At 65.2% G+C, this 18,324-nt stretch carries 19 protein-coding genes; all 19 read left to right on the top strand.

All coding sequences use genetic code 11. The annotated features are described in order from the left end of the window. The first annotated feature begins 20 nt into the window (after positions 1 to 20). The 19 genes from CSQ91_RS13605 (at position 21) to CSQ91_RS13515 (ending at position 18,262) form a co-directional block, all read left to right on the top strand. Positions 21 to 1,094, top strand: coding sequence for an ABC transporter ATP-binding protein (locus tag CSQ91_RS13605; RefSeq protein ID WP_034785487.1), 1,074 nt, complete (start codon positions 21 to 23; stop codon positions 1,092 to 1,094). A 753-nt stretch (positions 1,095 to 1,847) separates the two neighbouring features. Beyond that, positions 1,848 to 2,609: a beta-ketoacyl synthase chain length factor gene (locus CSQ91_RS13600; protein WP_099388721.1), complete on the top strand. Its 762-nt coding sequence runs from the start codon at positions 1,848 to 1,850 to the stop codon at positions 2,607 to 2,609. Continuing rightward, positions 2,602 to 3,393, top strand: coding sequence for a lysophospholipid acyltransferase family protein (locus CSQ91_RS13595; RefSeq protein ID WP_099388720.1), 792 nt, complete (start codon positions 2,602 to 2,604; stop codon positions 3,391 to 3,393). The genes CSQ91_RS13600 and CSQ91_RS13595 overlap by 8 nt, the downstream gene beginning before the upstream one ends. Further along, a complete protein-coding gene (locus CSQ91_RS13590) occupies positions 3,386 to 3,640 on the top strand; it encodes a phosphopantetheine-binding protein (protein ID WP_034750401.1) in 255 nt (84 codons plus the stop codon). Before CSQ91_RS13595 ends, CSQ91_RS13590 begins: the two co-directional genes overlap by 8 nt. 29 nt (positions 3,641 to 3,669) lie before the next feature. Then, positions 3,670 to 3,927 carry an acyl carrier protein gene (locus tag CSQ91_RS13585; RefSeq protein WP_099388719.1) on the top strand — a complete coding sequence of 86 codons (258 nt, stop codon included), beginning with the start codon at positions 3,670 to 3,672 and terminating at the stop codon, positions 3,925 to 3,927. Positions 3,928 to 3,930: 3 nt separating this feature from the next. Continuing rightward, positions 3,931 to 4,476 carry a hypothetical protein gene (locus CSQ91_RS13580; RefSeq protein ID WP_099388718.1) on the top strand — a complete coding sequence of 182 codons (546 nt, stop codon included), beginning with the start codon at positions 3,931 to 3,933 and terminating at the stop codon, positions 4,474 to 4,476. After that, positions 4,469 to 6,301: an AMP-binding protein gene (locus CSQ91_RS13575; RefSeq protein ID WP_257217337.1), complete on the top strand. Its 1,833-nt coding sequence runs from the start codon at positions 4,469 to 4,471 to the stop codon at positions 6,299 to 6,301. The genes CSQ91_RS13580 and CSQ91_RS13575 overlap by 8 nt, the downstream gene beginning before the upstream one ends. After that, positions 6,295 to 7,383: a class I SAM-dependent methyltransferase gene (locus CSQ91_RS13570; RefSeq protein WP_099388717.1), complete on the top strand. Its 1,089-nt coding sequence runs from the start codon at positions 6,295 to 6,297 to the stop codon at positions 7,381 to 7,383. Before CSQ91_RS13575 ends, CSQ91_RS13570 begins: the two co-directional genes overlap by 7 nt. Continuing rightward, positions 7,376 to 8,131: a glycosyltransferase family 2 protein gene (locus CSQ91_RS13565; RefSeq protein WP_257217336.1), complete on the top strand. Its 756-nt coding sequence runs from the start codon at positions 7,376 to 7,378 to the stop codon at positions 8,129 to 8,131. Before CSQ91_RS13570 ends, CSQ91_RS13565 begins: the two co-directional genes overlap by 8 nt. Continuing rightward, positions 8,128 to 9,099, top strand: a complete 972-nt coding sequence (locus CSQ91_RS13560) for an LpxL/LpxP family acyltransferase (RefSeq protein WP_099389260.1) — start codon at positions 8,128 to 8,130, stop codon at positions 9,097 to 9,099. Before CSQ91_RS13565 ends, CSQ91_RS13560 begins: the two co-directional genes overlap by 4 nt. Then, positions 9,086 to 10,654, top strand: coding sequence for an HAL/PAL/TAL family ammonia-lyase (locus CSQ91_RS13555; protein WP_099388716.1), 1,569 nt, complete (start codon positions 9,086 to 9,088; stop codon positions 10,652 to 10,654). The genes CSQ91_RS13560 and CSQ91_RS13555 overlap by 14 nt, the downstream gene beginning before the upstream one ends. After that, entirely contained in the window at positions 10,647 to 11,102 is a 456-nt protein-coding gene (locus CSQ91_RS13550) for an acyl-CoA thioesterase (RefSeq protein ID WP_034750379.1), read from the top strand. Before CSQ91_RS13555 ends, CSQ91_RS13550 begins: the two co-directional genes overlap by 8 nt. Continuing rightward, positions 11,099 to 11,710 carry a LolA family protein gene (locus CSQ91_RS13545; RefSeq protein WP_099388715.1) on the top strand — a complete coding sequence of 204 codons (612 nt, stop codon included), beginning with the start codon at positions 11,099 to 11,101 and terminating at the stop codon, positions 11,708 to 11,710. Before CSQ91_RS13550 ends, CSQ91_RS13545 begins: the two co-directional genes overlap by 4 nt. A 5-nt stretch (positions 11,711 to 11,715) precedes the next feature. After that, on the top strand, positions 11,716 to 14,100 hold the full coding sequence (locus CSQ91_RS13540; protein WP_099389258.1) for an MMPL family transporter: 2,385 nt from the start codon (positions 11,716 to 11,718) through the stop codon (positions 14,098 to 14,100). Next, positions 14,100 to 14,654: a DUF3261 domain-containing protein gene (locus CSQ91_RS13535; protein WP_099388714.1), complete on the top strand. Its 555-nt coding sequence runs from the start codon at positions 14,100 to 14,102 to the stop codon at positions 14,652 to 14,654. Before CSQ91_RS13540 ends, CSQ91_RS13535 begins: the two co-directional genes overlap by 1 nt. Next, a complete protein-coding gene (locus tag CSQ91_RS13530) occupies positions 14,655 to 15,845 on the top strand; it encodes a beta-ketoacyl-ACP synthase (RefSeq protein ID WP_180278433.1) in 1,191 nt (396 codons plus the stop codon). Next, on the top strand, positions 15,842 to 16,315 hold the full coding sequence (locus tag CSQ91_RS13525) for an ApeP family dehydratase (RefSeq protein WP_099388713.1): 474 nt from the start codon (positions 15,842 to 15,844) through the stop codon (positions 16,313 to 16,315). Before CSQ91_RS13530 ends, CSQ91_RS13525 begins: the two co-directional genes overlap by 4 nt. Beyond that, positions 16,308 to 17,033, top strand: a complete 726-nt coding sequence (gene fabG, locus CSQ91_RS13520; RefSeq protein WP_249154090.1) for a 3-oxoacyl-ACP reductase FabG — start codon at positions 16,308 to 16,310, stop codon at positions 17,031 to 17,033. Before CSQ91_RS13525 ends, fabG begins: the two co-directional genes overlap by 8 nt. Continuing rightward, positions 17,030 to 18,262 carry a beta-ketoacyl-ACP synthase gene (locus tag CSQ91_RS13515; RefSeq protein ID WP_099388711.1) on the top strand — a complete coding sequence of 411 codons (1,233 nt, stop codon included), beginning with the start codon at positions 17,030 to 17,032 and terminating at the stop codon, positions 18,260 to 18,262. Before fabG ends, CSQ91_RS13515 begins: the two co-directional genes overlap by 4 nt. Positions 18,263 to 18,324 lie beyond the last annotated feature (62 nt).

The raw sequence follows: 18,324 nt of genomic DNA, 5'->3' as shown, positions 1-18,324 counted from the left end.
ACAAGAACTGAGACCACATCATGAATGAATTGACCGTCAATGAGCTGTACCTGGACTACGGCACCGGCGCCGCCGCCAACCAGATCCTGAAGGGTGTCTCGATGCACCTGAAAAAAGGCGAAGTGGTCGCCTTGCTGGGGCCTTCGGGCAGCGGCAAGACCACCTTGCTGCGCGCCGTCGCCGGGCTGGAAAGCCCGAAGGCGGGCACCATCCAGATCGGCGAGCGCAATGTCTTCGACGGCGCGCAGCATTTCGAAATGCCGGCCGAGCATCGCAATCTGGGACTGGTGTTCCAGTCGTATGCGCTGTGGCCGCACAAGACCGTATTTGACAACGTCGCCTACGGCCTCAAATTGCGCAAGATGGGCAGCACGGAGATCGCCGCGCGCATCAAGGAAGTGCTGACGCAGCTGGGCCTGGGGCACCTGGGCGAGCGCTATCCGCATCAGCTGTCCGGCGGCCAGCAGCAGCGTGTGGCGATCGCCAGGGCGCTGGTGTACAACCCGCCCGTGATCCTGCTCGATGAACCGCTGTCGAACCTGGACGCCAAGCTGCGCGAGGAAGCGCGCGCCTTCCTGCGCGAACTGATCGTGCGCCTGGGTCTGTCGGCCCTGATGGTGACGCATGACCAGGGCGAGGCGATGGCCATTTCCGACCGCATCCTGCTGCTCAATAACGGCAAGATCGAGCAGCAGGGCACGCCGCAAAGCATGTATGAAACGCCGGACACCCTGTTCACGGCCGAATTCATGGGCAGTAACAACCGCCTGCCCGGCAAGGTGGTGCAGCGCGAAGGCAATCAGGTGCGCCTGCTGGTCGATGGCGCGTCCATGCAGGGCGTGGCGCGCGGCGCCAACGTGGGCACTGAAGTGACCACCATGATCCGCGTCGAGGAAGTGAAGATCAGCGCCACGCAGGTCGACAACGCCATCGAGCTGCCGCTGCTGACGTGCATGTACCTGGGCGACCGCTGGGAATGCCTGTTCGAGCGCGGTGGCGCCGAGAACATCAGCCTGCGCGCGTACTCGCGCCACAAGCTCGAGGCGGGCAAGTACTGGCTGCATATGCCGGCCGATAAGCTCTGGGTGTTTTAACGGTACCGTGGTGGCCACCTTGGCGCGCAGTCTGTGCCACGCTGGCCACCCGTTTTGCATGGGCCCCATATTTCACGGTGTCCGTGCTGGCCTTCCTCATTCTCCATATGCCGTGATCGCCGGCGCTGTGCGGTTCACGCAGGCGCCATGCCACCACCTTCTTTGCCATGGCAGCGGATGGCACTGCTGACCGATCCATTCTTTTCCCTGCTGACAAGACAAAGCCGCCAGAGTTGAATCGGTCGGCTGGAACTGGCATAAAGCAAACGCTCTGTATTGTCCTTGCCGCGCACCCGCTTTAATCCTCGTCGCCGCCATGCGTGGGTAATATGTGGCTATCCGTATTTCGGGTCTTTCCGCTTCGGCGGGGGACTGGCCAGCCATGCCGGATGACTGCGTTTGCCGCGCCTTTGCGCGATGCAGCGAGTGTTATCTAAAAACAACGCTCTTTATGACGTATGCGCAGCTTGTTTTGATCATTGATAAAAAAGCCAGGTCAGGGAATGCCGACGGTTTGCCGGAGGATGCTGATTTTTCTATCGGAAGATAATGGATGCAAGTGTTACAAATAGTAACTAAAGCGGAGAATTTTTTAAAAGACGGGTTTTGTCTTTGTATTTAAAAAGTTGCCTCACGGCCATTTATTTTAGTTATTTTTACTTCCATCGTTTATAATTTGAAAAGAACGCCGGCGAGGCTTTTTGCGCAGTTTTGACGTGAGTTCGCCCTTTTTTTGAGCTCAGGAAGATGCGTATGCGCACCGATGGTGTCTGTTTTTCAATTGTCAGATATGCCGGATGGGCGCCAGGCCTGGAAACGCCGCAGCAATGGCAAGCGTGGGCGCAAAGCGCTTTGCCCGTCGCGCCGATTGCCGCTGGCAGCGAGCCGGGCGTGCGTGCCATGGCGCCGATGCTGCGCCGCCGCGCCGGTCAGCTGGGCAAGATGGCGCTCGAAGTGGCGTACGCCTGCCTCGGCGAACAGCGCGATATTCCGCTCGTCTTTTGTTCCCGCCACGGCGAGGTGGCGCGCGCCGTCGAACTGTTGTCGGCGCTGGCCCAAGGCGAACCCCTGTCGCCGACGGCATTCGGCATGGCCGTGCACAATGCCAGCGCAGGCTTGTTTTCCATCGCCCGCGCCGATACGGCGAATCAGCTGGCCATCGCCGCCGGTGCGGCCAGCCTCGAAGCCGCGGTGATCGAGGCGTGCGGCTTGCTGGCCGATGGCGCGGCGCAGGTATTGCTGGTGCTGGCGGAGTGTCCCTTGCCAGTGCCATTCGAAGCTTTTGAAGACTGCCATGAGCAGTCGCATGCGTTTGCCTGGCTGATGCAGGCCGAGGCTACCCCAGGCGCCGCTTTCAGCCTGACCTGGCGCGCCCGCGGCAGTAATGATGCGTTGGCGGTTGCCGCCGGCGCCATGCCGGGCAGCCTGGCCGTGTTGCGATTCATGCTCGGCGATGCCTGCACGTTCGAGCATGCAGCCAACCGCCAGGCATGGTGCTGGAGCCGCCATGCATAAGCTGGAGGCTGTGCGCGCCGGCATATCGATAGGCTGGCGTACCATCGCGACGGCGTTCAGCTTTGCCGCCTTCGGCCTCGGTGGCTTGTTGCTGCGCGTGCTGGTGTTCCCCGTGCTGCAGGTGCTGGTGTGGCGGCGCGAAACGCGCATCGCCTGCGCGCGCGCGATCATCCGCTGGAGTTTTCGCTTGTATATCGGCCTGATGCGTTTTCTGGGCGTGCTGCGCTACGACTTGCGCGGTCTCGACAAGCTGGAACGCGGCGGCTTGCTGATCCTGGCCAATCATCCGACCCTGATCGACACGATTTTCCTGATGGCGTATGTCAAGCAGGCCGATTGCATCGTCAAGTCCGATTTGTGGAATAACCCGTTTACGGGCGGTCCCGTGCGCGCGGCTGGCTATATCAATAATACGGGCGGCGCCGAACTGGTGGACGCCTGTCTGGCATCGCTGGAGCGCGGCAATAACCTGATCATTTTCCCGGAAGGCACGCGCACGCCATGCAGTGGCGAGGTCGTGCTGAAGCGGGGCGCGGCGAATATCGCCGTGCGCGGCCGCCGCGACGTGACGCCCGTGCTGATACGTTGCCTGCCCAGGACCCTGGGCAAGGGCGAACCATGGTGGCGCGTGCCGGCCCGCCGTGCGCATTTCGAGATCGCCGTACAGGACGACCTGGTGATCGGCGAGTTTACCGGCGGTGGCGCCAGCGACGTGATGGCGGCGCGTACCTTGACCACTCATTTGCAACATTACTTTAGCGGGAAACAGGAACAACATGCTTGAACAAGAAGTGAAGGAACTGATCATCGAGGCGCTGCAACTGGAAGACGTGAGCGCTGCCGATATCGATACGGATGCGCCCCTGTTTGTCGAGGGCCTGGGACTCGATTCGATCGATGCGCTGGAACTGGGCGTCGCCCTGCAAAAAAAATATGGCATTTCTCTGTCGGCCGATTCGGCCGATACGCGCCGCCACTTTGCCTCGGTACGGGCACTGGCGGCGATGGTTGACACTCACAGAAAGAAGTAAGGAGCAGCAAAATGGTAGATATGAGCGCAATGAGCCGCAATGAATTGTACGCATGGGTGGTACAGCTGCTGGCCGAAATGTTCGAGCTGGATCCGGCGGCGCTGACGCCTCAGTCGAATCTGTATGCCGAACTCGATATCGACAGCATCGACGCGGTCGACCTGGCGGTCAAGCTGAAGCAGCTGACGGGCAAGCGCCTGCAGCCGGAAGTATTCAAGACTATCCGTACGATCGACGATGTGGTCGAAGCGCTGCGCGCGATGTCGGTGTCAGAACAGGCGGCATAACGCGTGCTGCTCAATGCCGTCGCGTTGCTGTTGACCGTACTGTATCCGCTGGCGATCTGGTTCGGCCACGGTCAGGTCGAGCCGCGCTGGCTGGCGCTGCTGCTGCTGCTGGCTGTCGCCTGCCGCCTGCCTGCGTTGAGGCTGCAGCGCGCCGCGCGCTGGTCGGTGGCCGCCGCGCTGCTGCTGGCCGCCATCGCTCTGTGGAGCAACCTGCTGCTGCCGCTGAAACTGTATCCGGTATTGGTCAACGTCGTCTTGCTGGCCACCTTCGGCTACAGCCTGTGGGCGCCGCCATCGGTGGTGGAACGCCTGGCGCGCTTGCGCGAGAAGGATTTTCCGCCCGCCGCCGTGCGCTATACGTGCCGCGTGACGCAAGTCTGGTGCGGCTTTTTCATCGTCAATGGCGGCATTGCGCTGGGTACGGCACTGTGGGCCAGCGAAGCCGTCTGGTCGCTGTACACGGGCGTCATCGCCTACATCCTGATGGCCCTGTTATTTGGCGGCGAGTATCTCGTCCGCCTGCGTTTTAAGCGTTTGCACCATGCCTGAATCCTCGTTGCCGCAAGCTCCCGTGCCTGACGCACATCCGCCGATTTCCTCGCTGGCGCGCCTTGCGCTGTCCATGCATGGCCGCCCGCCGGCCATGACCGTCGGCTGGCGCGATGGCGCGGTGCTCGATTACGCGCACTTTGCGGTGCGCATGTCCGCCTGGGCCGGCTTTCTGGAAGGTCAGGCAGGACGCCATTTCGCCCTGTACCTGGACGATAGCATCGAGTTTGGCGCTGCCTTGCTGGGCGCCTGGCAGGCGGGCAAGACCGTCTGGCTGACGGCCGATACGCTGCCGGCCAGTTGCGCCTCGCTGGCCGCGTCCGTCGATGGTTTCCTGGGGCAGTTCCCGGCCGCGCAGGCACCGCTACCCCGGCCAGCGGACAGCCCGGCCGGGCGCGAGTGGAGGCAGCTCGCTGACGATTTCCCGGCGCTGGTGGTGTACACCTCCGGCAGCACGGGCGCGGCGCAAGCCATCCCGAAAAAACTCTCGCAACTTGCCAGCGAGGTGGCCACGCTGGAGCAGCTGTTTGGCAAACACGCCGATGGCGCGGCTGTCGTCGCCACCGTCTCGCACCAGCATATCTACGGCTTGCTGTTCAAGGTCCTGTGGCCGCTTGCCGCCGGGCGCGCCGTGCATGCGCACAGCGTCGATTATCCGGAGCAGCTGGCGGTATTGCTGGCGCGCGGGCCATGCGTGCTGGCCGCCAGTCCCGCGCACCTGAAGCGCCTGCCGGAACACATCGATTGGTCCGGCGCGCGCGCGCAGCTGCGCGCCGTGTTTTCCTCGGGCGGGCCGCTGGCCCTGGACAGCGCGCTGGCGGCGGGGCAGTTGCTTGGCTGCGTGCCGCGCGAAATCTATGGCAGTTCGGAGACGGGCGGCGTGGCCTGGCGCCAGCGCGCGTCAGAGCAGCCTGACGACGAGAGCTGGCAGGGCTTTCCGGGCGTGGACTGGCGCTTGCTGGATGGCGGCGCCCTGGAAGTGCGTTCGGCGCACCTGGCCGATGAGGGCTGGCTATGCCTGGCCGACCGCGCGCGACAGATGGCGCCGGGACGCTTCCAGCTGCTGGGGCGTAGCGACCGCATCGTGAAGATTGAGGAAAAACGCATTTCGCTGAACGCCATCGAGGCGGCCTTGCTTGCCACGCCGCTGGTGCTGGAGGCGCGCGTGCTGCTGTGCGACGCGCCGGCGGGCGAGCGCCAGAAGGTGGCCGCCTTCATCGTCTGCAGCGCCGCCGGCCGCACGCTGCTCGACGCCGAAGGCAAGCTGGTCCTGAATCGCCAGCTGCAACTGGCGCTCGGTGGCCAGGTCGACACCGTTGCCTTGCCGCGCCGCTGGCGCTACCTGGAACAACTGCCCATCAATGCGCAGGGCAAGACGACGCAGGCGCTGCTGCTGGCCCTGCTGGAGAAACCCCGGCTGCCGCATGCGCAGCTGCTCGAGCGCTCGGCCGAAAGCGAAACGCCATGGCTGCTGTTTGAGCTGCGCGTGCCTGCGAATCTATTTTATTTCGACGGCCATTTCACGGGCGCGCCCTTGCTGCCTGGCGTGGTGCAGGTGGAATGGGCACTGCACTTTGCGCGCCTGCACCTGGACTTGCCCGCGCATTTCCGCGCCATGCATGCCCTGAAATTCCAGCAGCCGGTGCTGCCGGACCGGCCCGTGCGGCTGGCGCTCGAGTATGACGCGCTCAAGACCAGCCTGCAGTTTCGTTATCTGTCGGACGCTGGCCAGCATGCCAGCGGCCGCATCCTGTTTCACCCGAATGCCGTTGCCGTTTCCGGTGGCGGCGCCGATACACCCACTCCAGCAGCGAGCGCATGTTAGATAAAAAATTCTCACCCGAACGCCAGACCGCCTTTGCCGCCCGTTTCGAGGCGCAAAAAATCGCTTTCGGTCCCGTCGTCTTTCAATGCGTGCGCTATGCCTGGAAGCGCGGCATGCTGCAGGCGCTGGCCGACACGGGCCACAGCGGCCTGACGATTGCCGACATGGCCGCCAGCGGCCGCTGGACCGAGTATGCGCTGAAAGTGGCGCTGGAGTCCTGCCTGTCGGCCGGCGTCGTGTCGCTGCGCGAGGGCGCGTATGTGCTCGACAAGGTCGGTTTTTGCATGCTGACGGACAGCATCACCCAGGTCAACCTGGATTTCATGCATGACGTCTGCTACCAGGGTTTGTTCGACCTCGATCGTTCGCTCGACGCCGAGCAGCCACTGGGCCTGGCCGCGCTGGGCGACTGGCCCACCCTGTACCAGGGCCTGTCGGCCCTGTCGGAACCGGCCAAGGGCAGCTGGTTCGCCTTCGACCACCATTATTCGGATACCTCCTTCCCCGAGATCTTCCCGGACGTCTTCGCCACGGCGCCGCGTCGCATCATGGATATCGGCGCCAATACGGGCAAGTTCGCCAGCGCAGCGCTGGCCTACCATGCTGGCGTGGAACTGCACCTGGTCGACCTCGAGCGCCAGCTGGCGGTGGCCGAGCGGACACTGACTGACGGTGGCGTGCGCGAGCGTGCCCATTTGCACGCCTGCGACCTGCTCGACGACGCGGCGCCGCTGCCGCCCGGCATGGATCTGATCTGGATGAGCCAATTCCTCAGCTGCTTTTCCGAGCCGGCCATCGCCAGCATCCTGCGCCGCGTGGCGCAGGCGCTGGGACCGAACGGCCAGGTGCTGATCATGGATACCTTCTGGGACCGCCAGCAATACGATATCGCTGCCTACTGCCTGATCAACACGTCGCCATACTTCACGGCCATGGCCAGCGGTAACAGCAAGATTTACCAGAGCGCCGACTATATCCGTCTGGCGCAGGAGGCTGGCCTGGAATTGCTGACGACGCGCGACGGCATCGGTTATTGCCACTCGCTGCTGCGCTTTGGCCGCGCCGGAGCACGCGGTGACTGAAGTGCGTTTTCACCCCTGCATCGTGATCCCCGTGTTCAACCATGAACACGCGATCGGCGCCGTGGTGCAGCGCCTGCTGGCGCACGGCGTGCCGCTGATCCTCGTCGATGACGGCAGCCTTGACGCCGGCGCGCGCACCCTGGATGCGCTGGCCGCGGCGCATCCGTCGCGCGTGACCCTGCTGCGCCATGCGCACAACCAGGGCAAGGGCGGGGCGGTGCTGACGGGCTGCCGCCACGCGCATGCGCACGGCTACAGCCACGCGCTGCAGATCGATGCCGACGGCCAGCATGAAACGGACGACGTGCCGCGCTTCCTGGCGCAGGCGCAGGCCGCGCCGGCGGCGGTGGTGGTCGGCTATCCCGTGTACGATGCCACGGTACCGAAGGCGCGCTACTACGGCCGCTATGCGACGCACGTCTGGGTGTGGATCAATACCCTGTCGCTGCAGATCCGCGATTCCATGTGCGGCTTTCGCGTCTATCCGCTGGCGCCTTTCATGGCGCTGGCAGGGAAGCGTCAGCTGGGGCAGCGCATGAACTTCGACACCGATGTGCTGGTGCACCTGTACTGGGATGGTTTGTCGATGGCGAATCTGCCGACGAAGGTGAGTTACCCCAGTGACGGCGTCTCGCATTTCGAGCTGTGGCGCGACAACGTGCTGATCTCACGCATGCACTCGCGCCTGTTTTTCGGCATGCTGTGGCGCGCACCGCGCCTGCTGGCACGCCACTGGCGCGCGCGATGACGACGGCCTCGCAGCAGGCGCGCGGACACTGGTCCGGCTTCAACGAAGTCAGCTTCGTGGCCGGCATGCGCCTGCTGTTCTGGATTTGCCGCGTGTTCGGCCGCTGGCCGTTTCGCATCGTGCTGTATCCGGTGCTGGCCTGGTACGTGCTGACGCATGCCCGTGCACGCCGCGTCTCGCGCAGCTACCTGCGCCGCGTCGCGGCCTGCGGCGGCCCGGCGAATCTGAGCGTGCTGCGGCACTTCGCCGCGTTTGCGGAAACCATTCTCGACAAGATGCTGCTGTGGGGCGGCTTGTACGACACGCGCGACGTGAGCCTGCACGGCGTCGATGGCGAAGACGGCGTGTATCGCTGCCTGGAGGAGGGACGCGGCGCCTTGCTGGTCTGCGCCCACCTGGGCAACCTGGATCTGTGCCGCGTACTGTCGCAGCGCAATACGCGCCTGAAGCTGACGGTGCTCGTGCATACGCGCCATGCGCAAGCGTTCAATCGCATGCTGGAGCGCCTCAATCCCGATAGCCAGCTCAATCTGATGCAGGTAACGGAAATCACGCCTGCCACGGCCATGCTGCTGGCCGAGAAGGTGGCGCAGGGCGAGTTCGTGGTGATCGCCGGCGACCGCATTCCCGTCTCGCCCCAGCCGCGCGTCGCCGTGGCGCCGTTCCTGGGCCAGGCGGCCGCATTCCCGATCGGCCCGTATGTGCTGGCCAGCGTGCTGCAATGCCCGGTGTACCTGCTGTTTTCGATGCGCATCGGCCAGCGCTCGGAAATACACTTCGAATTATTCCGCGAATCGCTGCACCTGCCGCGCAAGGCGCGCGAGGCGATGCTGGCCGAACTGGCCACCGCCTACGCGGCGCGCCTGCAGCAGCATTGCCTGCGCGCGCCACTCGAGTGGTTCAATTTTTACGATTTTTGGCAACTCCCCGATACTTCAAGACTGGATATTCCCGATGCACCTCGCTGACCTGAAAAACACCCGGCGCGCCGTCCGCTTCGACCGCGAACGCCTGCGTGTCGAAGACATTACCGATATCGCGCATGGCCGGGCCAGCGCCGAACTGTCGACCGATCCGGTCTTTCGCGCGGCGATCGCGCGCGGCGCCGATTTCCTCGACCGCCTGCTGCGCGAGGATGGCACCATCTATGGCGTGACCACCGGCTACGGCGATTCGTGCACGGTGACCGTGCCGCCGGAACTGGTGGCCGAGCTGCCGCATCATCTATATACGTATCACGGCTGCGGCCTCGGCGAATTCTTCACTCCGGCGCAGACGCGCGCCATCATGGCCACGCGCCTGGCGTCGCTGAGCAAAGGATTTTCCGGCGTCAGCGTGGAGCTGCTGGCGCAGATCGCGCGCCTGCTCGACGCCGGCCTGCTGCCGCTGATTCCGTCGGAAGGTTCGGTCGGCGCCAGCGGCGACCTGACGCCACTGTCCTACCTGGCGGCGGTGCTGTGCGGCGAGCGCGAAGTGTGGCGCGATGGCGTACAGGTGCCGGCGGAACAGGCGCTGCGCGAAGCGGGCATCACACCGCTGCGCCTGCGGCCGAAGGAAGGCCTGGCGATCATGAACGGCACGGCCGTCATGACGGCGCTGGCCTGCCTGGCGTATGAGCGTGCCGAATACCTGACGCGCCTGACGACGCGCATCACGGCCATGGCTTCGTTCGCGCTCGACGGCAATGCGCATCACTTCGATGAAACCCTGTTTTCCGTCAAGCCGCATCCGGGCATGCAGCAGGTGGCGGCCTGGCTGCGCGCGGACTTGCCCACCGATTCCTGGGAACGCAACGGCAAGCGCCTGCAGGACCGCTATTCGATCCGCTGCGCGCCGCACGTGATCGGCGTGCTGGCCGATGCCTTGCCTTGGTTGCGCTCGTCCATCGAGAATGAGCTCAATAGCGCCAACGACAACCCGATCATCGACGCCGAAGGCGAGCGCGTGCTGCATGGCGGCCATTTCTACGGTGGCCATATCGCCTTCGCCATGGACAGCATGAAGAACACGGTGGCCAACCTGGCCGACTTGCTGGACCGCCAGATGGCCTTGCTCGTCGACAGCCGCTACAACCAAGGCTTGCCGGCCAACCTGTCGGGCGCCACCGGCCCGCGCGCGGCCATCAATCACGGCCTCAAGGCATTGCAGATCAGCGCCTCCGCCTGGACGGCCGAAGCGCTGAAGCTGACCATGCCGGCTTCCGTGTTTTCGCGCTCGACCGAATGCCACAACCAGGACAAGGTCAGCATGGGCACCATCGCCGCGCGCGACTGCCTGCGCGTGCTGGAACTGTGCGAGCAGGTCGCGGCGGCCCTGCTGATTACGGTGCGCCAGGGTGTCTGGCTGCGCTGCAAGGTCAATCCCGACGTGCCGCCGCAAGCGGCGCTGGCGGCGATGCTGGAGACGCTGGCGGCCGACATCGCGCCCGTCGAGGAAGACCGCCGACTCGACCCGGAACTGCGCGTGCTGCTCGAACGCATACGTGTCCAGGCCTGGCCATTGTACGGAGCCGGGAATGACTGAGACGCATAAAGTGCGCGGCAAAAAGGCCACGCCCAGCCGCTGGCACGCCGAAGTCGAGATGCAGGTGCAGTTCTTCGACCTCGATCCAATGGAAATCGTCTGGCACGGCCGCTATGTGAAATACCTCGAAGTGGTGCGCTGCGCGCTGCTCGACAGCATCGGCTACAACTACGTCGACATGAAGGCGTCCGGCTATGCCTGGCCCGTGATCGACATGCATTTGCGCTACGTGGCGCCCGCCACGTTTGGCCAGCGACTGACCCTGCGCGCCGACCTGGTGGAGTGGGAAGACCGCTTGAAGATCGAGTACCTGGTCAGCGACAGCGCGACGGGCAAGCGCCTGAACCGTGCCAGCACGACGCAGGTGGCCGTCGATATCGCCAGCGGCGAGATGTGCTTTGCCTCGCCGCCGATACTGTTTGAAAAATTGGGATTGAAAGCCGTATGAAAAAACAATTCAAAGTCTTGCTGGCGAGTTTGTGCCTGCTGGCGACGCTGCCGGTCAATGCGTCCGCGCCTGTGGCGAAGATCGAGGCCATGCTGGCCAAGCCGCAGCAGCTGTGCGGCCGCTTTGACCAAAGCAAGCAGCTGGCTGGCATGAAAAAGGCTCTGGCGTCGAATGGCCGCTTTTGCGTGGTGGCTGGCAAGGGCGTCTTGTGGCGCACCTTGCAGCCGTTTCCGAATACCCTGCGCCTGACGCGCGACGAGATCGTGCATTTCCAGGGCGAGCGCGTGGCCATGCGCCTCGATGCGAAGACGGAGCCGGTGGTCAAGATGATCAACAGCGTGCTGTTTTCGCTGCTGGCCGGCGACCTGGCGCAACTTGATACGCTGTTTGAAGTGGACGGCAGCATCGATGGCGGCACCTGGCACGTGGCGCTGAAGGCGCGCCAGCCGGCGCTGGCCAAGGCCATCGGCAGCATCCGCCTCGATGGCGGTGCCTTCGTGAAAAACATCAGCATCAGCGAAGCGAGCGGCGACCGCACCAGCATCGTGTTCTCGGCGATTGAAACGGGACCGGCCGCCATCACGGCGCAAGAGGCGGCCCTGTTTTGATTTCCCTGACCAACCGCGGCCGCCAAGCCGGGCGCCTGCTGGCCATTGCCTGGGCGCTGGTGGTGGCGCTGCTGCTGGCGCATAACGCCTATCTGTGGCTGGGCAAGCGCATCGCGCCCGAAACCGACATTCTCGCCTTGCTGCCGGTGCAGGAGCGCGATCCGGTGCTGCAGGCGTCATTTACGCACATGGTCGACGCGGCGCAGCAGCGTCTGGTGGTGCTGGTCGGTGCGTCCGACTGGAGCGAGGCCAAAAAGGCGGCCGACGCCTACGGCGCCGTGCTGGCGCGCCATGCAGGCCTGTTCCACTCCACGCCGCTCGACGAGCAGACGCAGAACGACTGGCTGGCGCTGTTCCAGCAGCATCGCCTGACCTTGCTGACGGCGCAGCAGGAAACGCAGCTGCGCCAGGAAGCGCCCGCATTCTGGCGCGACGCCGCGCTGAGCCAGCTGTATAGCCCGTTCGGCGGGCCGAAGCTGGGCGCCTGGCAGGACGATCCCTTTGGCCTGTTCGGTGGCTGGGTGCAGGAGCGTGCGCAGGAAACGCCCGTGCGTCCGCGCGACGGTCATCTGTTCGTCGCCGACGGCGAGCGGCAGTATGTGCTGCTGCCGATGACCTTGAGCCTGCCCGCCTTTTCGCTGGGCGCGCAGGAAAGCGTGCTGCCGGTGCTGGCGCAAGCCGAAGCGGCGGCGCGGCAGGCCGTGGCCGGCGTGGAAATCATCAGCGCCGGCGTGATCCTGCATGCTGCGGCCGCCAGCAGCCAGGCGGCGGGCGAAATGTCCACCATCGGCCTCGGTTCGCTGGCCGGCATCATCCTGCTGACGTGGCTGACTTTCCGCTCGATCAAGCCGATTTCGCTGATCCTGCTGTCGATCGGCATCGGCTGCCTCGGTTCCCTGTCCGTATGCTGGCTGCTGTTCGGCAAAATACATCTGATGACATTGGTGTTCGGCGCCAGCCTGATCGGCGTGGCGCAGGATTACGGCATCTATTTCCTGTGCAACCGCCTGGGCGCCGATCCTGCGCTGGACTCGCGTACCTTGCTGCGCCGCTTGCTGCCGGGTCTGTGCCTGACCTTGCTGGCCGCCGTTATCGGCTATATGGGGCTGGCCCTGACGCCATTCCCGGGCCTGCGCCACATGGCCGTGTTTTCCGCCCTGGGCCTGGTATTCGCCTGGTTGACGGTGGTGTTCTGGTTTCCTGCCTTGATCGGTGGCGGCACTTTGAAAAGCGGCGCCCTGGTTGAACGCTATGGAGAGGCCCGCGCGCGCTGGCCGCTGCTGCGCGCCAACCGCGCCACCCTGATTGGCGGCGTGTTGTTCGTCCTGTTCGCGGTATTCGGCATCAGCCGCCTCGGTGTCAACGACGATATCCGCTTGCTGCAAACGCCGCCCGCGCACCTGATACGCGACCAGATCAAATTGAGCAAGCTGCTGGACGGACCCACGCCGGTGCAGTTCTACCTGGTGCGCGGCGATAGCGCGGAAGCCGTGCTGCAGCGCGAGGAAGCGCTGAAACAGCGGCTGCTGCCGCTGATCGCTCAAAAGCACATTAGCGGCTACCAGGCCATGTCGAACTGGGTGCCGTCGCTGCAAACGCAGGCGGCGCGCCGCGCGCTGCTCGATGCGGCCATTTTGCAACCGGGCGCCGCGCTCGACCTGCTGGCGCAGTCGGTCGATGAGGGGCCGGAGTGGGCCGGCAAGGTACGCGCGCAGCAGGCGCGGGCGGGAGCGCCGCTGTCGATAGACGCCTTCCTGGACGTGCCGGCCAGCGAGCCGTGGCGCCATCTGTGGCTGGGCAAGGTGGAAGGCGGCCATGCCTCGATCGTCGCCTTGCGCGGCATGCAGTACGCGGCCATCCCGCTGCTGGCGCGGGCGGCCGACGGTTTGCCGGGCGTGCAGTGGGTCGACAAGGTGGCCGAGATTTCCTCGGTGCTTGGCCGCTACCGCGTGTACATGGGCGCCGTCGTGCTGGGCGCCTATCTGGTGGTCTTTGGCTTGCTGCTGCCCCGCTACCGGCGCCGCACCTGGCGCGTGCTGGCGCCCACGGCCCTGGCCAGCGTGGCGGCCCTGGCCCTGCTGGGCTATCTGAATCTGCCGCTGCAGCTGTTCCACGTGCTGGCGCTGATGCTGCTGCTCGGCGTCGGCGTCGACTACGGCATCTTCATGCAGGAGCATCCGGACCGCCGCAACAACACGCCGTGGCTGGCCGTGGGCCTGTCGGCGGCGAACACCATTCTGTCTTTCGGCTTGCTTGCACTGAGCAAGACGGCCGCATTGCAGGCGTTTGGCCTGACCATGCTGATCGGCACGGCGCTGGTGTGGCTGCTGTCGCCATGCTTTGCCGAAGCCGAAAACCGTAGCGCGGCCGATGCCGCAGGAGAACTCTGATGTTTTTGCACTGTCAACGATGGGCGCCGGCGCTGCTGCTGGCATTGGCCGGCTGCGCCAGCGCGCCGTCTTCCACGCCGGCGCGCCTGGGCCTGAAACTGGCGCCGGCGGCGCTGGATGCCACGGTCAGCGTGCAGCAGCACCTGGTCGTCGAACGGGCAGGGCGCATCGACGAACTCGATGCGGCGCTGGAAGTGGAACCATCGCACCTGGACCTGGTGGGCCTGGCGTTCGGCCAGCGCGTGCTTTCTCTGCATTACGACGGCAAGGACATGACCTCGTGGCGCCACCTGATGCTGCCGGCGCAGGTGCGCGCCGAGGACGTGCTGGAAGACATGCAACTGACCCTGTGGCCGCGCGAGGCGATTGCGCAAGCACTGCCGGCCGGCTGGCGCATCGAGGACAGCGGTTTGCGCCGCACTCTGTTCCTGCATGACGAAGCGGTGACGGTGATCGAGTACAGCGGCATGCCGCGCTGGAGCGGCACGGTGGTGCTCGACAACCTGCGCTACCGCTATCGCCTGACGATACAGAACGCCCCGGAAGGTAGTTGAATGACTGGCTTGACTGTGTACCTGAATGAATGCGGCATCGTCTGTGCGCTGGGCGCCAGCCGCGAAGAAGTGCGCGCGCGCCTGTTTGCCGCGCACAGCGGCGTGGTGCCCGTCGATACCTATACGCCGGGAAGAGTGCTGCCGCTGGGCGTGGTCGCTGCGGCCTTGCCATCGGTGGCGCAGCACGGCATCGCCGCGCGCAGCCGCAATAACCGCATGGCGCTGGCCGCGCTGGCGCAGATCCGCCCGGCCGTGGAACAGGCCATCGCCCGCTACGGCGCGGACCGAGTGGCCGTGGTGATCGGTACCAGCACCTCGGGCATCGCCGAGACGGAAGGCGCGATCGGCCAGCATGTGGCGGGCGACGGCTTGCCGGACGCCTTTCATTATGGGCAGCAGGAGATGGCATCACCGGCATTGATGCTGGCCGAGGAACTGGGCATCGACGGACCGGCCTTCGTGCATTCGAGTGCCTGTTCGTCGGGCGCCAAGGCGATGGCCAGCGCGGCGCGCCTGATCCGCATGGGCCTGTGCGACGCCGTGCTGACGGGCGGCGTCGATACCCTGTGCGGCTTTACCGTGGCCGGTTTTTCCGCGCTGGCGTCTGTCAGCGCGCGGCGCTGCAATCCGCTGGGCGCGAACCGCGACGGCATCAATATCGGCGAAGGTGCGGCCCTGTTCCTGATGACGGCGGAACCGGCCACCGTGGCCTTGCGCGGCTGGGGCGAATCGTCCGATGGCCACCACATGTCTGCCCCCGATCCGGAAGGCGGCGGCGCGCGGCTGGCCATTGCCCAGGCATTGGCGCGCGCGGGCATCACGGCGTCGCAAGTCGACTACGTGAACCTGCACGGCACGGCCACGCCGCAGAACGATGCGATGGAAGCGCGCGTGGTGTTCGACCTGTTCGGCGCCACGGCGATGAGCAGTTCCACCAAGCCGCTGACGGGCCACGCGCTGGGCGCGGCGGCAGCTATCGAGGCGGCGCTGTGCTGGCTGGCGATGCAGGACGATAACGCCGAGGGGGTGCTGCCGCCGCACCTATGGGATGGCGTCCCTGACGAGTCCCTGCCGCTGCTGCGCCTGGCCCTGCCCGGCGCGCGCCTGGGGCGTCCGCTCGCCTGGGCGCTGAGCAATTCGTTTGCTTTCGGCGGCTCGAACGCCGCCCTGTTGTTCGGGAGGAGAGCATGAGTTTTCCAGCTATCCGCGAGCTGGTGCCCCATTCAGGCGCCATGGTGCTGCTTGACCGGGTGCTGTCGGCCGATGCCGACAACCTGTGCGCCGAAGTGGCCATCCATGCCGACAGCGTGTTTTATGACGCGCCGTCGGCCGGCGTTGGCAGCTGGGTCGGCATCGAATACATGGCGCAGGCGATCGCCGCGCATGCGGGCTACCTGGCGCGCCAGGCCGGGGCACCCGTGAAGATCGGTTTTTTGCTGGGGGCGCGGCGCTATGAAGCGCAGGTGCCCGTATTTGCCGCTGGCAGCGTGCTGCAGGTGCATGTGCAGCAGGCCTTGCAGGGCGAGAATGGACTGGGCGCGTTCGAGTGCCGTATCGAGATGGCGGGTGCCGTCCTGGCGCAAGCGACGATTACGGTATTCCAGCCCGAGGATGCAAAGCAATTTCTGCAGGAGAGTATGAATGGAGCGCAGCATGAGTAAAAGTGTATTGGTGACGGGATCGTCGCGCGGCATCGGCAAGGCCATCGCCTTGCGCCTGGCGCGCGACGGTTTTGACGTAGTGCTGCATTGCCGCAGCGCGCGCGGCGAAGCCGACGCGGTGGCGCAGCAGGTGCAGGCGCTGGGACGCGTGGCGCGTGTGCTGCAATTCGATATCGGCGACCGTGCCGCGGCAGCCGCCGCGCTGGAAGCGGATATCGCCGAACATGGCTGCTACTACGGCGTCGTGTGCAACGCGGGCGTGGCGCGCGACAATGCGTTTCCCGCCATGTCGGGCGAGGACTGGGACATCGTCCTGCAAACGAACCTCGACGGTTTCTACAATGTGCTCAACCCATTGGTGATGCCGATGGTACAGCGCCGCAAGCCCGGGCGCATCGTCACCATGGCCTCCGTCTCGGGCCTGATTGGCAACCGGGGCCAAGTCAATTACAGCGCGGCCAAGGCCGGCATCATCGGCGCCACCAAGGCGCTGGCGCTGGAGCTGGCCAAGCGCGCCATCACCGTCAACTGCGTGGCGCCGGGGCTGATCGAGACGGACATGATCAGTGACGTGCCGCTCGACGAAGCGCTGAAGATGATCCCCGCGCGCCGCGTCGGCACGCCGGAAGAAGTGGCGGCCGCGGTCAGTTTCCTTGTCGGCGAAGAGGCGGCCTACATCACGCGCCAGGTCATTTCCGTGAATGGAGGCATGGCATGAGCCGCCGGGTAGTCGTGACCGGCATGGCCGGCATCAGCCCGATCGGCAACGACTGGCCGGCCATCCGCCAGCGTCTGGGCGAGTACCGCAATGCCGTCGTGCGCATGGACGAATGGGCCGACTACGAAGGCTTGAACACGCAGCTGGGCGCGCCGGCCGCGCCGTTCGCGCTGACGGACCGCTACAACCGCAAGGCCGTGCGCAGCATGGGACGCATCGCGTTGATGGCCACGCGCGCCAGCGAACTGGCGCTGGAACACGCGGGCCTGGCCGGGCACCCCGTGGTGAAGAGCGGACAGATGGGTATTTCCTTTGGTTCCTCGGCCGGCACGCCCAGCGCCATCGGCGACTTTGGCCGCATGATGGAAGAGCGTACCACCAAGGGCATCAACGCCACCACCTACATCAAGATGATGGCGCATACGGCGCCCGTCAACATCGGCGTGTTCTTCGGCGTCACGGGCCGCGTCATCACCACCTCTAGCGCCTGTACCTCGGGTAGCCAGGGCATCGGCTACGCCTACGAGGCGATCGCCGGCGGCAAGCAACTGGCGATGATCGCCGGCGGCGCCGAGGAGCTGTGCGCTACCGAGGCGGCCGTCTTCGACACCCTGTTCGCCACCAGCACGCGCAACGACGCAGGCCATACGACGCCGCGCCCGTTCGACGCCAGCCGCGATGGCCTGGTCATCGGCGAGGGCGCCGGTTGCCTGATCCTGGAAGATTTCGACCATGCGCAGGCGCGCGGCACCGCCATCCACGCGGAGCTGGTGGGCTTCGGCACGAACAGCGATGGCTGCCACGTGACCCAGCCGAACGCTGTCACCATGCGCCAGGCGATGCTGCTGGCGCTGGCCGACGCAGGCTTGCAGCCTTCCGATATCGGCTACATCAATGCGCACGGCACCGGCACGCAGCAGGGCGATATCGCCGAGTCGCAAGCCACGTTCGAGGTGTTTGGCGACCGCACCCCTATCAGTTCGCTGAAAAGCTACATGGGCCACACCCTGGGCGCCTGCGGCGCGCTGGAGGCGTGGATCAGCATCGAGATGATGCGCGAAGGCTGGTTTGCGCCCACCATCAATCTGCAGCAAGTCGACCCGCAATGCGCAACGCTTGATTACATCGCAGGCGAAGGCCGGGCCATCGAATGCGAGTACGTGATGTCGAATAATTTTGCATTTGGCGGCATCAACACGTCGCTGATCTTCAAGCGTTATCGGCCGTGAAGCCCGCTGGTGCGGGCGCAAGTGGCAAGTGTGGCTCCTTTTGTACTATCTTTAATTTATCG

The organism is Janthinobacterium sp. BJB301 (genome assembly GCF_002735685.1).
GTDB classification, from domain to species: Bacteria; Pseudomonadota; Gammaproteobacteria; order Burkholderiales; family Burkholderiaceae_D; genus Janthinobacterium; species Janthinobacterium lividum.
The sequence above is the reverse complement of the archived record's forward strand: the minus strand, read 5'-3'. Positions and strand labels throughout refer to the sequence as shown.

Coding starts and splice junctions, on each gene's coding strand:
- CSQ91_RS13535 (WP_099388714.1), top strand. CDS start 14,100: ATGTTTTTGCACTGTCAACGATGGGCGCCGGCGCTGCTGCTGGCATTG.
- CSQ91_RS13575 (WP_257217337.1), top strand. CDS start 4,469: ATGCCTGAATCCTCGTTGCCGCAAGCTCCCGTGCCTGACGCACATCCG.
- CSQ91_RS13555 (WP_099388716.1), top strand. CDS start 9,086: ATGCACCTCGCTGACCTGAAAAACACCCGGCGCGCCGTCCGCTTCGAC.
- CSQ91_RS13560 (WP_099389260.1), top strand. CDS start 8,128: ATGACGACGGCCTCGCAGCAGGCGCGCGGACACTGGTCCGGCTTCAAC.
- CSQ91_RS13545 (WP_099388715.1), top strand. CDS start 11,099: ATGAAAAAACAATTCAAAGTCTTGCTGGCGAGTTTGTGCCTGCTGGCG.
- CSQ91_RS13600 (WP_099388721.1), top strand. CDS start 1,848: ATGCGCACCGATGGTGTCTGTTTTTCAATTGTCAGATATGCCGGATGG.
- CSQ91_RS13595 (WP_099388720.1), top strand. CDS start 2,602: ATGCATAAGCTGGAGGCTGTGCGCGCCGGCATATCGATAGGCTGGCGT.
- CSQ91_RS13605 (WP_034785487.1), top strand. CDS start 21: ATGAATGAATTGACCGTCAATGAGCTGTACCTGGACTACGGCACCGGC.
- CSQ91_RS13525 (WP_099388713.1), top strand. CDS start 15,842: ATGAGTTTTCCAGCTATCCGCGAGCTGGTGCCCCATTCAGGCGCCATG.
- fabG (WP_249154090.1), top strand. CDS start 16,308: ATGAGTAAAAGTGTATTGGTGACGGGATCGTCGCGCGGCATCGGCAAG.
- CSQ91_RS13570 (WP_099388717.1), top strand. CDS start 6,295: ATGTTAGATAAAAAATTCTCACCCGAACGCCAGACCGCCTTTGCCGCC.
- CSQ91_RS13550 (WP_034750379.1), top strand. CDS start 10,647: ATGACTGAGACGCATAAAGTGCGCGGCAAAAAGGCCACGCCCAGCCGC.
- CSQ91_RS13515 (WP_099388711.1), top strand. CDS start 17,030: ATGAGCCGCCGGGTAGTCGTGACCGGCATGGCCGGCATCAGCCCGATC.
- CSQ91_RS13530 (WP_180278433.1), top strand. CDS start 14,655: ATGACTGGCTTGACTGTGTACCTGAATGAATGCGGCATCGTCTGTGCG.
- CSQ91_RS13585 (WP_099388719.1), top strand. CDS start 3,670: ATGAGCCGCAATGAATTGTACGCATGGGTGGTACAGCTGCTGGCCGAA.
- CSQ91_RS13590 (WP_034750401.1), top strand. CDS start 3,386: ATGCTTGAACAAGAAGTGAAGGAACTGATCATCGAGGCGCTGCAACTG.